The following is a 12,793-nucleotide window of genomic DNA, read 5'->3' on the forward strand; positions in this document are numbered from 1 at the left end:
GGGCCGTGGCGCGCGATTGACCTTGCAAAGCCTGCGCTTGTAATTTGGCCACGATGTCCCGCAAGCGGGGCCGATGCCCCAGCCAGGACCAGACCGCCATGCCGCAACGCCCCTATGTGATTGACCAGATGATCTCGGCCAAGGCCATCGCGGCGCGGGTCGAGGCGCTGGCACGCGAGATCACGGCGCATTTCAGGGGCACGGACAAGCTGGTGGTGGTGGGTCTTCTGCGCGGCTCTTTCGTCTTCATCGCCGATCTGGTGCGCGAGATCGACCTGCCGGTCGAGGTCGATTTCCTGGAGGCCAGTTCCTATGGCAATGCGATGGAATCCTCGCGCGAGGTGCGCATCCTCAAGGACCTGCGCGGCGAGATTGCGGGCCGCGACGTTCTGGTGGTCGAAGATATCGTCGATACCGGCTTTACGCTGACCCATGTGAAGAAGCTTCTGATGACGCGCGAACCGAAGCGGCTGGAGATCTGCGCGCTTCTGGACAAGCCGTCGCGGCGCGAAGTGCCGATCAAGGCGACCTGGACCGGATTCGAGATCCCCGATGAATTCGTCGTGGGCTATGGCATCGACTTTGCCCAGAGGAACCGCAACCTGCCCTATATCGGCAAGGTGCGCTTCACCGACGAGGCATGAACATCACACGCCTCTTGATCCGCGCCAAGCGCTGGGCGGCCCATCCGCCTTCGGAGCGGATGGTTGTGATGGTGCTGGGAATCGTGGCGCTGGCGCTGTTGCTGGCAGGAATTGAATGGTTTTGGGGCTGGCCCGACTGGCTGACGGTCAATTCTTCGCCAAAGCTTCGGCTCGGCAACTGACATTGGCGGCCAGCGCGGCTAGGCTGACGCACAACCGCAACGATACTGACCCGGGAGCCGCCCATGCGTCCGATCCGCACCCTTCTGCTGCTGGCCCTTGTCGGAGGGGGGGCGCTGTTCTGGCTGACCCTGCCAAAGTCTCTTTCGGATCAGGATGTTGCCGGGCTGACAGGCGATGCCGAAAAGGGCCAGCGCATCTTTACCGCCGCAGGCTGCGCCTCCTGCCATATGGCCGATGGGGCCACGGGCGAGGCGCAGCTGGTGCTGAAGGGCGGGCAGAAGTTCCCCTCGCCCTTCGGCACTTTCGTCGCGCCGAACATCAGCCAGGATCCCGAACAGGGAATCGGCGGCTGGACGCTGGCGCAATTCGCCTCGGCGGTGAAGCGCGGCGTGTCGCCCGAGGGCGAGCATCTTTATCCGGCCTTCCCCTATGCCGCCTATGCCAAGATGCAGATGCAGGACGTGGCCGATCTTTTCGCCTATATGAAGACCCTGCCCGCCGACCCGACGCCAAGCGCCGTGCATGAACTGGGCTTTCCCTTCAACATCCGCATGGCGCTGGGCGGCTGGAAGCTGCTGTATCTGTCGCAGGACTGGGCGCTGCCGGGCAATCTGACGCCGACCGAGGATCGCGGCCGCTATCTGGCCGAGGCGCTGTCGCATTGCGCCGAATGCCATACGCCACGCGACATGCTGGGCGGGCTGGAAACCACGCGCTGGCTGGCGGGGGCAGCGGATCCTTCCGACCCGACCGGCAAGGGCCGCGTGCCGAACATCACGCCGGCCAAGCTGAGCTGGAGCGAGGAAGAGATCGTGGCCTATCTGACCACCGGCTTCACGCCGGAATATGACTCGGTCGGGGGCCATATGGCCCATGTGGTCGAAAATTACGCCAAGCTGCCGGTTGAGGATGCGGTGGCGGTGGCGGCCTATCTGAAGCGGGTGGAGCCAGCGGAATGATGATCCTGATCGGGCAATATGACAGCGCCTTCGTGCGCCGGGTGGGCATTGCGCTGCGGCTGTACGGCCTGAATTTCGAGCACCGGCCCTGGTCGGTCTTTGGCGATGCGCAGATGCTGATGCAGGTGAACCCGCTGGGCGGCGTGCCGGTGCTGATCACCGATGACGGCGTGGCGCTGACCGACAGCAAGGCCATCCTTGACCATCTTGACCGGCTGGTCGGGCCCGAACGCCGGCTCTGGCCCGCCGATCCCGACACGGCCTTCGAGGCGCGGCGTCTGACGGCACTGGTCACCGGCCTGGCCGACCGTTTCGTGAGCCTGTTCTACGAGCGGAGGCTGCATGACAATGCCTCGCCCGTCCTGGTGCAGCGCCGCGAGGCGCAGATTGCCGCGACCTTGCAGGCTTTGGAGAAAGCCCGCGCCGCCGCGCCAGGCGACTGGCTGTATGGTGCGCAGATCAGCCATGCCGATATCGCCCTGGCCTGCGCGCTGCGCCATCTGCGCGAGAGCCTGCCCGACCTCTTCGACGCGACCCGCTATCCGGCGCTCAATGCCCATGCGGCGCGGGCCGAGGCGCTGCCGGTCTTTGCCGAGATCAGCCAGCCCTTCGTCGCTCCGGCCTGAGCGGGGTTTCCTTGCGGGCGCAGGATCGGGGGATGCGACAGCGTTCCGCCCTTTCCGCTTCCCCCGCCGATCCGAGCGCAGAAGCCTGGATCGCCCAGATTTTCTTGACACGCGCCGAGAGGAGCGGCGTGGTCCGCCGCTCGATTGCCGGGGTTGATCACGAGATCCGGCGCGGGTTTTTCATCACAGAGGTGCGCCGCCGGGGCTTTCACCTGTTAGAGACCCGCAACCCGTCCATCGTGGTCTGCAACCGCGATCCGGTGGAAAAGCTGTTCTGACGCGCCGGAGTATCTCCGAAAATCCGCAGTCGCGTTTTTGACGAAATCTCGGCTTCGATCCGTCGGCGAAGGATCGACTTACGCGCGCCCCAGTTTCGCCAGCCGCGCGTCGCGCAGCCGGGCGAAATCATCGCCCGCATGATAGGAGGACCGGGTCAGCGGCGTGGCCGAAACCATGAGGAAACCCTTGCCATAGGCGGCCTTCTCATAGGCGGCGAATTCCTCGGGCGTGACGAAACGGTCGACCCGGTGATGCTTGGGCGTCGGTTGCAGATACTGGCCGATGGTCAGGAAATCCACATCTGCGGCACGCATGTCATCCATCACCTGCCCGACGGCCTGACGGTCCTCGCCCAGGCCGACCATGATGCCGGATTTGGTGAACATCGCCGGGTCAAGCTCTTTCACCCGCTGCAAAAGCCGCAGGGAATGGAAGTAGCGCGCGCCCGGCCGAACCCCGGGATAAAGCCCGGGCACGGTTTCCAGATTGTGGTTCAACACATCGGGCCGTGCCGCGACCACGGCTTCCAGCGCGCCCGGCGCCGATTTCAGGAAATCGGGGATCAGCACTTCGATCGTGGTCGTCGGGCTGCGATGGCGGATGGCGCGGATGGTCTGGGCGAAATGCTCGGCCCCGCCATCGTCCAGATCGTCGCGGTCGACGCTGGTCACCACGACATGCGACAGGCCCAGTTCGCTGACCGCATGCGCCACGCGGCCCGGTTCGAAAGCGTCAAGACTTTGCGGTTTGCCGGTCGCCACATTGCAGAAGGTGCAGCCGCGGGTGCAGATCTCGCCCATGATCATCATGGTGGCGTGACCCTGGCTCCAGCATTCGCCGACATTGGGGCAGCCGGCCTCTTCGCAGACGGTGACCAGCTTCTTCTCGCGCAGGATGTCGCGGGTCTTGCGATAACCTTCCGAGGTCGGCGCCTTGACGCGGATCCAGGCCGGTTTCTTGGGCTGCGACTGGTCGGGGCGATGCGCCTTTTCGGGATGGCGCTCTTCGGGCAGTTTCAGGTCACGCATGGTGGCTTCCCCCCAGAATTTCCCCCTGACCGGGCGATGTCCTCCGACATAAGCTGAACCTGGCCGCAAGGCAACCAAAGCTCCTGCGCAACAGCGCCGGGGGGCCATGTCCGGGACGCAACCCGGCTACAGGAGGGACGCATGCCCAGAACCTTTTCCGCCGAGCTGATCGGCACCTTCATTCTTGTCTTCTTCGGCTGCGGCGCAGCAGTCATCGCAGGGGCCGATGGCACCAGTGGCGTCGGCCTGACCGGCATCGCCCTGGCCTTCGGCCTGTCGATCGTCGCCGCCGCCTATGGGTTGGGCGCGATTTCGGGCGCGCATCTGAACCCGGCCGTGTCGCTGGGCGTGCTGGTGGCGGGTCGGATGACGCCCGCCGCTTTCGTGACCTATGTGATCGCGCAGGTGATCGGCGCGCTGGCCGCAGCCACGGTGCTGTGGCTGATCGCCTCGGGCAGCGCTGGCTGGACGGGCGGGCTTGGCACGAATGGCTATGGGCCGGGCTACCTGGGTGAATACAGCCTGACCTCTGCCCTGACCTTCGAAGTCGTGATGACCTTCCTGTTCGTCACCGTGATCCTGGGCGCCACCGGCCCCGGCGCCAGCGCGGGCTTTGCCGGACTGGCGATCGGTCTGACGCTGACGGCGATCCATCTGGTCGGCATCAAGGTCACCGGCGTCTCGGTCAATCCGGCCCGGTCGATCGGACCGGCGCTGCTCGAAGGCGGCCGCGCCCTGTCGCAGCTTTGGGTCTTCATCCTTGCGCCGCTTGCGGGCGGGCTGCTGGCCGGGATGGTGAACCGCATCGGCCTGACCCGCGCCGACTGACGGGTCATCGTCAGAACAACGAGCGCAGCCCCGGCCGGTCTGCCGGGACTGCATCTACTGCCATGGTCTGGAATGGAAACGCAGTTTTTCCTCTGACGGGGACCAGGTTTTCACCCGATCTGCGCGGAAACCGCAACTCTGCACATTTCGCAGGCACAGGTCGGTCTTTCCCCGTGCAGGGCGATTCCGTCCCGCCCACGACCGCATCCGCCTAGCCGATCAGCGGCCCGGCGCGGCCATAGGTCTCGTCATAGTGCCGCCGCAGGCGCATCAGCGCGATGCGCAGCACGATCTTGCCTGACCGCGCCGCCCAGCCCATGCGGCGCTCGGCCGTCTCGATCCCTTCCAGGAAGCAGCAAACCCGCAGCGCCACATCGCCCAGCCCCGGACCGAGATCGCGCAGCGCCGCCGCCACCCGCTCGCGCGCGCGGGCCGGGCCTTCCGCACCGCCGCTTTCAGGGCGGAAGCCGCCCCTTTCGCCGCCGGTGAGAAATCGCTCCCAATTCTGCGCCACGCGCGGCCCCATCTGCGCCAGTTCGAAATCCTCGCGCAGCCGTTCGGCCGCCTCGACCAGCGCAGTCTCGAGAAAGACCTTGCCATCCTTGTCGCGCCGCCGCCCCAGCACCGCGACCGGGCTTTCGGCGATGTTGCAGCGTGTCCGGCGCACGGCACCGTCTTCGACAATCCTGCGCTGCCCCCAGCTTCTGTGTTGATCAGCAAAGGGTTGCGCCGCCTCAGCCAAGCCGCCCGCCCCGGCACCGTCGCGCAAGCGATCGTCCTCGTCCAGCATGCGTTTCAGCGCAGCCCGCCCCGCCGCGGTGATTTCATAGGTCGAGATCCGCCCCGGCTTGCGACAGGCGATCCAGTCTTTCAGGCTGAAGGCCTGGGCCATGCTGCGATCAAGGATCGCCGTGCGCGCCGAACGCCCGTCGGGGAATTCGCGCATCACCACAGCCTTTTCCATCTCTGGCGCGAAGGCCAGCACCGAACCAGGCTCGACCAACCGGCGCAGCACGCGACGCCCTTCGCGCAGAAGATGGGCCTCATCGGGCATGGCAGTGAGATCGCGGATCGGAGCGGTCATCGGCTGGTCCTTCTCTTGAATGTCCTGCGGGTCTTTTTCGCCCGCCGCCTGCGACAAGGCGGCAAGGGCGCCATCCATCAGCGGATCATCGCGGCGGCTTTCGTAGCGGCGAACCTGGCGCAGCACGGTCGAGGCGTTGACCCCCGCCTCGCGGGCCAGCGCCCTGAGGGATGTGCCGCTTTCGGTATGATTGAGGTAGAGCTTGACCCGCGGGGGAAGCCAGGGTGGAAGGGGGGCATGTGCTGTCACACCAGTCGTCCCGAATTGGCGCCCGCGGACGGCTGGCAGCCGCGCGCCGACAATTTTCAACCTGAACATGCGCTGGCTATCGGATCGTCAGCCTTCCGGCGCCTTCAAGCCACCGGGCCAAAATGGTAACCAAATCCTAAACATCTGCGAAACCGCAGAACGGAGAAACAGACCGTATCGCAACGCTGGGTTGCAGCGCCCCATCATGGCGGCTGCACTGACGGAGGTTCCGATGCGTGATGTGACACAGACCCTGGCCGAGATGCGGCGCCCCTGCCTTCTGATGCGCGCCGTGCGCTTCGGATTGACCGAGTATCGCCGGTCACACGACCTGCGGCGGCTGACGCCGGGCGAGACCAGTCCCGAACAGGTGTTGCCGCGCCTCTTGGCTGCCGAGGCGGCGCTTGAGGACACGCGGCTGCGCGGCGACGCGGCCTATTCGATCTCGGCCCATATCGAGGTTCTGGTGGCGTTGATCGCCGAGGCGCGGTTGCAGGCGCCTGCCCGGCCCGCCTGAACGAAAAGGCCCGCAGCCGGGATGCGGCGCGGGCCATCTTCTCGTCTTGCCGGTCAGCCGGTCAGGCGCGCTTACAGGAAGGCGTCCGGCATCGAGGCCTTCTTCTTCGCGACATAGGCGTCCAGCGCCTCGCGGATGCCCTCGTCCAGAACGGGCTGCTGGTAATCGGCCAGCATCTTCTTGACCCGGACCGAGGCGAGCGCCTGGGTGTCGCGCGCGCCCTCTTCCTCCCAGGTCTCGAAAGGTTTGTAGTCCAGCACATCGCTGCGCCAGAAGGCGGTCTTGAAATTCGCCTGGGTATGGGCGCAGCCAAGGTAATGGCCGCCGGGCCCGACCTCGCGGATCGCGTCCATCGCCTGGGCGTTTTCATCCACAGACACGCCCTTGGCCAGACCATGCAGCGCGCCAAGCTGGTCGGCATCCATCACGAATTTCTCGTAGGACGAGACCAACCCGCCTTCCAGCCATCCGCAGGCGTGCAGCATGAAATTGACACCGGCAAGAAGCGCCATGTTCAGGCTGTTGGCCGATTCATAGGCCGCCTGGGCATCGGGCAGCTTCGAGCCGCAGAAGGCCCCGCCAGAGCGGTAGGGCAGGCCCAGACGCCGTGCCAGCTGGCCGACGCCATAGGTGATCAGCGCCGCTTCCGGCGTGCCGAAGGTGGGCGCGCCCGAATTCATGTCGATCGAGGTCACGAAGGCCCCCATGATCACCGGCGCGCCAGGGCGGACCAGCTGGGAATAGGCGACCCCGGCCAGGCACTCGGCCAGCACCTGGGTCAAGGTGCCCGCCACCGTCACCGGGGCCATGGCGCCGCCGACGATGAAGGGCGAGACGATGGTGGCCTGATTGGCCTTGGCATAGACCTCAAGCGCGCCCATCATGATGCCATCAAAGGTCATCGGGCTGTTGATGTTGATCAGGCTGGTCATCACCGTACGGTCGTTCAGCCCGCCGAACAGGATCTCCGACATCTCGACCGAATCCGCCGCGCGCGAGGGTTCGGTGACAGAGCCCATATAGGGCTTGTCCGACAGCGTCATATGCGCATGCAGCATGTCGAGATGGCGCTTGTTCACCGGCACATCGGTCGGCTCGCAGACCGTGCCGCCGGAATGGTGCAGCCATTTCGACATATAGCCGAGCTTCACGAAATTGCGGAAATCCTCGATCGTCGCATAGCGGCGGCCGCCTTCGGCGTCGCGCACGAAGGGCGGGCCATAGACCGGCGCCAGCACAAGGCCCTTGCCGCCCACCACGACATTGCGCTCGGGGTTGCGGGCGTGCTGGGTAAAGCTTTTCGGCGCGGTGGCGCAGAGCTTGCGGGCCAGGCCGCGCGGGATATGCACCCGCTCACCGCGCACATCGGCACCCGCCGCCCGCCACAGCGCCAGCGCGCCGGGGTTTTCCACGAAATTGACGCCGATTTCTTCCAGCACCGTCTCGGCATTGGCCTCGATCACGGCCAGCGCCTCTTCGTTCAGAACTTCGAAATTCGGGATGTTGCGCTCGATGTACCGCGCCGTCTCGAAGGAGATCGCCGTCCGCTCGGCCCGGCGTGCCGATCCGCCGCCGCGCGCCCGCCGACCGCCCTGAACCGCCATATCCACATCGCTCATTGCTGCCTCCCGCAGAGCCTTCTTCGTGGCCCCTTATGCCGCCAAAGCGCCGCCGCCCGCCCCCCGATTGCGTCACATGCCCGCCGAAAGCGACCTCGCCCCGGGTCGAAAACGACGCCGCCCGGTATCCTGGCCCCAAGATCCTCTAGGGAACCGGGGGTGGAAAACCTCCGGGATCGCCCAGACGCGCGCCTTCTGGCCCTCTTGCGATTCTCCGACCAAGAAGCTAGCGAACCGCATGACCCAGCATGATCGCCTTCTCATCATCGATTTCGGCTCGCAAGTCACCCAGCTCATCGCGCGGCGCCTGCGCGAGCTGAAGGTCTATTGCGAGATCCATCCCTATAACCGCGTCGACGAGGCCTTCCTGCGCAGCTTCGCGCCGAAGGCCGTGATCTTCTCGGGCGGGCCGGCCTCGGTCTATTGGGAGAACGCGCCGATGCCGCCCGCGGGCGTCTTCGATCTGGGCGTGCCGATCCTTGGTATCTGCTATGGCCAGCAGGTGATGATGCACTGTCTGGGCGGGCATGTCGAAGGCGGCCATGGCACGGCGGAATTTGGCCGGGCAAAGGTGACGCAGACCGACGCGACGCTTCCGCTTCTGGCGGGATTGTTCCAGAACGGCCCCGAACAGGTCTGGATGTCGCATGGCGACCATGTCAGCCGGATCGCGCCGGGCTTCGAGGTCTATGGCACCTCGCCCAATGCGCCCTTCGCCATCACCGGTGATACTGCACGCAATTTCTATGCCGTGCAGTTCCACCCCGAGGTCCACCACACCCCGAACGGTGCGAAGCTGTACGAGAACTTCGTCAAGCTGGCCGGGTTCAAGGGCGACTGGACCATGGGCGCCTATCGCGAGGAGATGATCGAGAAGATCCGCGCGCAGGTCGGCGACAAGAAGGTCATCTGCGCGCTCTCGGGCGGCGTCGACTCGTCCGTCACCGGCATTCTGCTGCATGAGGCGATCGGCGACCAGCTGACCTGCGTCTTCGTCGATCACGGGCTGCTGCGGCTGAACGAGGCCGAGCAGGTCGTGCGGATGTTCCGCGAGAACTACAACCTGAACCTGATCCATGCCGATGAAAGCGACCTGTTCCTGGGCGCGCTGGAAGGCGTGTCGGACCCCGAGGTCAAGCGCAAGACCATCGGGCGCCTGTTCATCGATGTGTTCCAGAAATACGCCAACCAGATCGAGGGCGCCGAGTTTCTGGCCCAGGGCACGCTCTACCCCGATGTGATCGAAAGCGTCTCCTTCTCGGGCGGCCCCTCGGTCACCATCAAGTCGCACCACAATGTCGGCGGCCTGCCGGAAAAGATGGGCCTCAAGCTCGTCGAACCCCTGCGCGAGCTCTTCAAGGACGAAGTCCGCGCCCTGGGCCGCGAACTGGGCCTGCCCGACAGCTTCATCGGCCGCCACCCCTTCCCCGGCCCCGGCCTGGCGATCCGCTGCCCCGGCGAGATCACCCGTGAGAAGCTGGAAATCCTGCGCCGCGCCGATGCGGTCTATATCGACCAGATCCGCAAGCACGGGCTTTATGACGAGATCTGGCAGGCCTTCGCCGCCATCCTGCCGATGCGCACCGTGGGCGTGATGGGCGACGGGCGCACCTATGACTATGCCGTCTCGTTGCGCGCCGTGACCTCGGTCGATGGCATGACCGCCGATTACTACCCCTTCACCCATGATTTCCTTGGTGAAACCGCGACGCGGATCATCAACGAGGTCAAGGGCGTGAACCGCGTCTTCTATGACGTGACCTCGAAGCCCCCGGGCACGATCGAGCTGGAATGACCATGAACACCAAACGCATCGTCCTCTCCTCGGACCACGCCGCCATCGACCTGCGTCAGGCCATTGCCGCCCATGTCGCGGCCAAGGGTTTCGAGATCGTCGATATCGGCCCGGTCACGACCGAAAGCACCGACTATCCGAAACATGGCGAGGCCGCCGCCCGCCGCGTCGCCTCGGGCGATTGCGCGCTGGGAATCATCATCTGCGGCACGGGTCAGGGCATCATGATGGCGGCGAACAAGGTGCGCGGCATCCGCTGCGGCGTCTGTTCCGAAACATTCTCGGCCCGCATGATCCGCGCCCATAATGACGCGAACATGCTGGCTCTGGGCGCCAGGGTGGTCGGCACGGGGCTTGCGCTTGAGATCGTCGACGCCTTCCTTGCGACCGAATTCGAGGGCGGGCGCCATGGCCGCCGCGTCGACATGATCGCCGCGCTGGAAGATCAGGCGTGATCAGCCTATCGGGCCGTCTGATCTGCGCCACTGCAGACGAGGCCGATCTGGTGCGCCAGCACTTGCCCGAGCATCTGTGGCTGACGCGGGCAGAACCGGGCTGCCTGTCCTTCTCGGTGACGAAAACCGATGACCCGCTGGTCTGGCAGGTTGCGGAAAGCTTCACGGACAAGGCGGCCTTCGAGGCGCATCAGACCCGGGCACGCGCAAGCGCCTGGCACGCCGCCACCGCGGGCATTCGCCGCGACTATCGCATCACTGGTCTTTGACCGCAGGCGGGCGTGGCCCAGGCGCAGCACCCGTTGGATATAAAACAGGGCCTTAGCGACAATGGCCCGGGCGCTCTGGACAATCCTGCGGCGCTGACCAGAGATGGTCGCCATGCAATCCCCTGCCGCCCAGTCCGCAACCGCCGCCGCCGCGCCGCAGCTTCTGCGCGCCGGGCTGTGGATGCTCGGCTCCATCGCGTCTTTCTCGGCCATGGCGATTGCCGGGCGCATGGTCAAGGACCGTCACGACACGTTCGAGATTCTGGCCTTTCGCTCGCTTCTGGGCATCGTGATCGTCTTGGCCGTCACCGCCGCCTTCGGCCAGTTGCACCGCATCCGGGCGCGGCGTCTTCATGCCCATGCCTTCCGCAACGCCGTGCATTTCTCCGGGCAATCGCTGTGGTTCTTCGCCCTTGCCTCGATCCCGCTGGCGCAGGTGATCGCGCTTGAGTTTTCCGCACCGCTCTGGGTCGTTCTGTTCTCGCCGCTGTTCCTCGGCGAAAGGCTGACCGTGACGCGGCTGATCGCAGCGCTGATCGGCCTGGGCGGCGTGATGGTCGTCGCGCGGCCCGATTTCGGCGATATCGAGCCGGGACTCCTTGCCGCCGCTGCCGCCGCCCTGTTCTTCGCCGCCACGACCATCATCACCAAGCGGCTGACCCGCAAAGAGGACATCGTCACCATCCTGTTCTGGCTGGTGGTGTTCCAGGCGGGATTCGGTCTTATCCTGGCGGGATGGGACGGGCAACTGACCCTGCCCGATGGCAGGACCCTGCCCTGGCTTCTGGTCATCGGCGCCACCGGGCTTTCCGCGCATTTCTGCCTGACCTCGGCGCTTGCGCTGGCGCCTGCAAGCCAGGTCGTACCGATCGACTTCGCCCGCCTGCCGCTTCTCGCCGTGCTTGCCGCGCTGATTTTTGACGAACCGCTGACCCTGGGTCTGGCTGTCGGCGCGCTGCTGATCCTTTTCGCCAACTGGCTGTCACTGCGCGGCGCTTCGGCTGGCCGAACTGCAACATCAACGTAGGGTAACGGAACCGTGACGCGGCGTCACGGATTGTACAAAGGCCGACCAGTGCTAGCCTTTCTGCAGGGGAAATCCTGCACCATGGGATGAGGACATATGAGAGAGATCTATCTGACGAGCGCGTTGGTCGCCCTTTCCGCTTCCGGCGCCATGGCTGGTGGCATCGACCGCTCCGGTCAGGGCTTGGGCGCGCTGTTCGAGACCGGCCGCTATTTCGAGCTGTCCTTCGGCTCGGTCACGCCGTCGGTCGATGGCACCGACCTGTTAGGCGGCCCGACCGGAAGCGTTGGGAATGACTACTCCCAGATCGCGCTGAGCTATAAATACGACATCAACGACCGTGTGTCGTTCGCGCTGAACCTGGATCAGCCCTTCGGCGCAGACGTTCTTTATGCGCCGACCTCACTTCTCTTGGGCGGTACCAAGGCCGAGGCCAGCGCGACCAGCCTGGCGGCGATCCTGCGCTACAAGTTCGACGGCGGCTTCTCGGTCCATGGCGGCGTCCGCGCCGACAAAGGCGACGGGTTCATCGGCCTGGGCGGTCTCGCCTATGGCCCGGTCAATGGCTACAACGTGACGCTCGACAGCGACATCGCCCCCGGATACCTGGTCGGCATCGCCTATGAAAAGCCCGAGATCGCGCTGCGCGTCGCGCTGACCTACAATTCGGCCATCAAGCACGAATTCGACACGACCGAACGCATGGGCAATGTGCAGGTCGCGCCCACTTCTGTGACCGAAGTGGAACTGCCGCAAAGCGTCAACCTCGACTTCCAGTCGGGCGTGGCCAAGGACACGCTCGTCTTCGGCCAGATCCGCTGGGCGGACTGGTCGGCCTTCCGCGTCGATCCGGTCTGGTTCACCGGCGCCACCGGCGGCGGCCTGATCGACCTTGAAGATACCACGACCTACACCTTGGGCGTGGGCCGCAAGTTCAACGACAACTGGGCCGGCTCGATCTCGTTCAGCTATGAAGATGGCGGTTCCGATCGCCTCGTCTCGCCCTTGGCGCCGACCAATGGCAAGATGGGCGTGACCCTTGGTGCGGTCTATACCCGCGACAACATGAAGCTCACCATGGGGGTGAACTACACCAAGCTTGGCGATGCCTATGCCGAGGTCGGCACGCCCGACACGGCGGTTGCCGACATGCGCGACAACACCGCCGTCGGTGTCGGCATCAAGGTCGGCTGGTCCTTCTGATCCTGCCTGACTGTGCGATCGAAACCCC

15 protein-coding genes are annotated in these 12,793 nt (G+C 65.4%); 12 read left to right on the plus strand and 3 right to left on the minus strand.

The window, feature by feature from the left end:
• The first annotated feature begins 98 nt into the window (after positions 1–98).
• From hpt to ACED67_RS03360, 5 genes are all read left to right on the plus strand, one after another.
• Entirely contained in the window at positions 99–644 is a 546-nt protein-coding gene (gene hpt / locus ACED67_RS03340; RefSeq protein ID WP_395540111.1) for a hypoxanthine phosphoribosyltransferase, read from the plus strand.
• Entirely contained in the window at positions 641–826 is a 186-nt protein-coding gene (locus ACED67_RS03345; RefSeq protein WP_395540112.1) for a hypothetical protein, read from the plus strand. The genes hpt and ACED67_RS03345 overlap by 4 nt, the downstream gene beginning before the upstream one ends.
• A 63-nt stretch (positions 827–889) precedes the next feature.
• Positions 890–1,786, plus strand: coding sequence for a cytochrome c (locus tag ACED67_RS03350; protein WP_395540113.1), 897 nt, complete (start codon positions 890–892; stop codon positions 1,784–1,786).
• Positions 1,783–2,412, plus strand: coding sequence for a glutathione S-transferase family protein (locus ACED67_RS03355; protein ID WP_395540114.1), 630 nt, complete (start codon positions 1,783–1,785; stop codon positions 2,410–2,412). Before ACED67_RS03350 ends, ACED67_RS03355 begins: the two co-directional genes overlap by 4 nt.
• A 32-nt stretch (positions 2,413–2,444) precedes the next feature.
• Positions 2,445–2,690, plus strand: a complete 246-nt coding sequence (locus ACED67_RS03360) for an N-(5'-phosphoribosyl)anthranilate isomerase (protein ID WP_395540115.1) — start codon at positions 2,445–2,447, stop codon at positions 2,688–2,690.
• Between the two features lie 78 nt (positions 2,691–2,768).
• On the opposite strand, the gene lipA is transcribed toward ACED67_RS03360, so the two are convergent.
• A complete protein-coding gene (gene lipA, locus ACED67_RS03365) occupies positions 2,769–3,719 on the minus strand; it encodes a lipoyl synthase (RefSeq protein ID WP_395540116.1) in 951 nt (316 codons plus the stop codon).
• Between the two features lie 141 nt (positions 3,720–3,860).
• On the opposite strand from lipA, the gene ACED67_RS03370 reads away from it, so the two are divergent.
• Complete coding sequence (locus ACED67_RS03370; RefSeq protein ID WP_395540117.1) at positions 3,861–4,547, plus strand: aquaporin; 687 nt, start codon at positions 3,861–3,863, stop codon at positions 4,545–4,547.
• Between the two features lie 211 nt (positions 4,548–4,758).
• Here ACED67_RS03370 and ACED67_RS03375 read toward each other — a convergent pair whose 3' ends face one another.
• Positions 4,759–5,880: a DUF6456 domain-containing protein gene (locus ACED67_RS03375; RefSeq protein ID WP_395540118.1), complete on the minus strand. Its 1,122-nt coding sequence runs from the start codon at positions 5,878–5,880 to the stop codon at positions 4,759–4,761.
• A gap of 232 nt (positions 5,881–6,112) precedes the next feature.
• Between ACED67_RS03375 and ACED67_RS03380 the strand changes: the two genes are divergently transcribed.
• On the plus strand, positions 6,113–6,397 hold the full coding sequence (locus tag ACED67_RS03380) for a DUF6477 family protein (RefSeq protein ID WP_395540119.1): 285 nt from the start codon (positions 6,113–6,115) through the stop codon (positions 6,395–6,397).
• A gap of 71 nt (positions 6,398–6,468) precedes the next feature.
• Here ACED67_RS03380 and ACED67_RS03385 read toward each other — a convergent pair whose 3' ends face one another.
• On the minus strand, positions 6,469–8,001 hold the full coding sequence (locus ACED67_RS03385) for a trimethylamine methyltransferase family protein (protein ID WP_395540465.1): 1,533 nt from the start codon (positions 7,999–8,001) through the stop codon (positions 6,469–6,471).
• 253 nt (positions 8,002–8,254) lie between these two features.
• Between ACED67_RS03385 and guaA the strand changes: the two genes are divergently transcribed.
• From guaA to ACED67_RS03410, 5 genes are all read left to right on the plus strand, one after another.
• Positions 8,255–9,811, plus strand: coding sequence for a glutamine-hydrolyzing GMP synthase (gene guaA, locus ACED67_RS03390; protein ID WP_395540120.1), 1,557 nt, complete (start codon positions 8,255–8,257; stop codon positions 9,809–9,811).
• Positions 9,808–10,266: a ribose 5-phosphate isomerase B gene (gene rpiB / locus ACED67_RS03395; protein WP_395540121.1), complete on the plus strand. Its 459-nt coding sequence runs from the start codon at positions 9,808–9,810 to the stop codon at positions 10,264–10,266. Before guaA ends, rpiB begins: the two co-directional genes overlap by 4 nt.
• Positions 10,263–10,535, plus strand: coding sequence for a putative quinol monooxygenase (locus ACED67_RS03400; protein WP_395540122.1), 273 nt, complete (start codon positions 10,263–10,265; stop codon positions 10,533–10,535). Before rpiB ends, ACED67_RS03400 begins: the two co-directional genes overlap by 4 nt.
• 112 nt (positions 10,536–10,647) lie before the next feature.
• Positions 10,648–11,562, plus strand: coding sequence for a DMT family transporter (locus ACED67_RS03405; protein ID WP_395540123.1), 915 nt, complete (start codon positions 10,648–10,650; stop codon positions 11,560–11,562).
• Positions 11,563–11,658: 96 nt separating this feature from the next.
• Positions 11,659–12,765 (plus strand): OmpP1/FadL family transporter, encoded by a 1,107-nt coding sequence (locus tag ACED67_RS03410; RefSeq protein WP_395540124.1) that lies wholly within the window; start codon positions 11,659–11,661, stop codon positions 12,763–12,765.
• The last annotated feature ends 28 nt before the right edge of the window (positions 12,766–12,793 follow it).

Source organism: Neotabrizicola paludis, from assembly GCF_044142105.1.
Classification (GTDB): Bacteria; Pseudomonadota; Alphaproteobacteria; order Rhodobacterales; family Rhodobacteraceae; genus Pseudogemmobacter.

What these genes read in the sequence shown, in the direction of transcription:
- ACED67_RS03380 (WP_395540119.1), top strand. Translation starts at nt 6,113, where the DNA reads ATGCGTGATGTGACACAGACCCTGGCCGAGATGCGGCGCCCCTGCCTT.
- ACED67_RS03350 (WP_395540113.1), top strand. Translation starts at nt 890, where the DNA reads ATGCGTCCGATCCGCACCCTTCTGCTGCTGGCCCTTGTCGGAGGGGGG.
- guaA (WP_395540120.1), top strand. Translation starts at nt 8,255, where the DNA reads ATGACCCAGCATGATCGCCTTCTCATCATCGATTTCGGCTCGCAAGTC.
- lipA (WP_395540116.1), bottom strand. Translation starts at nt 3,719, where the DNA reads ATGCGTGACCTGAAACTGCCCGAAGAGCGCCATCCCGAAAAGGCGCAT.
- rpiB (WP_395540121.1), top strand. Translation starts at nt 9,808, where the DNA reads ATGACCATGAACACCAAACGCATCGTCCTCTCCTCGGACCACGCCGCC.
- ACED67_RS03405 (WP_395540123.1), top strand. Translation starts at nt 10,648, where the DNA reads ATGCAATCCCCTGCCGCCCAGTCCGCAACCGCCGCCGCCGCGCCGCAG.
- ACED67_RS03370 (WP_395540117.1), top strand. Translation starts at nt 3,861, where the DNA reads ATGCCCAGAACCTTTTCCGCCGAGCTGATCGGCACCTTCATTCTTGTC.
- ACED67_RS03410 (WP_395540124.1), top strand. Translation starts at nt 11,659, where the DNA reads ATGAGAGAGATCTATCTGACGAGCGCGTTGGTCGCCCTTTCCGCTTCC.
- ACED67_RS03355 (WP_395540114.1), top strand. Translation starts at nt 1,783, where the DNA reads ATGATGATCCTGATCGGGCAATATGACAGCGCCTTCGTGCGCCGGGTG.
- hpt (WP_395540111.1), top strand. Translation starts at nt 99, where the DNA reads ATGCCGCAACGCCCCTATGTGATTGACCAGATGATCTCGGCCAAGGCC.
- ACED67_RS03360 (WP_395540115.1), top strand. Translation starts at nt 2,445, where the DNA reads ATGCGACAGCGTTCCGCCCTTTCCGCTTCCCCCGCCGATCCGAGCGCA.
- ACED67_RS03345 (WP_395540112.1), top strand. Translation starts at nt 641, where the DNA reads ATGAACATCACACGCCTCTTGATCCGCGCCAAGCGCTGGGCGGCCCAT.
- ACED67_RS03385 (WP_395540465.1), bottom strand. Translation starts at nt 8,001, where the DNA reads ATGGCGGTTCAGGGCGGTCGGCGGGCGCGCGGCGGCGGATCGGCACGC.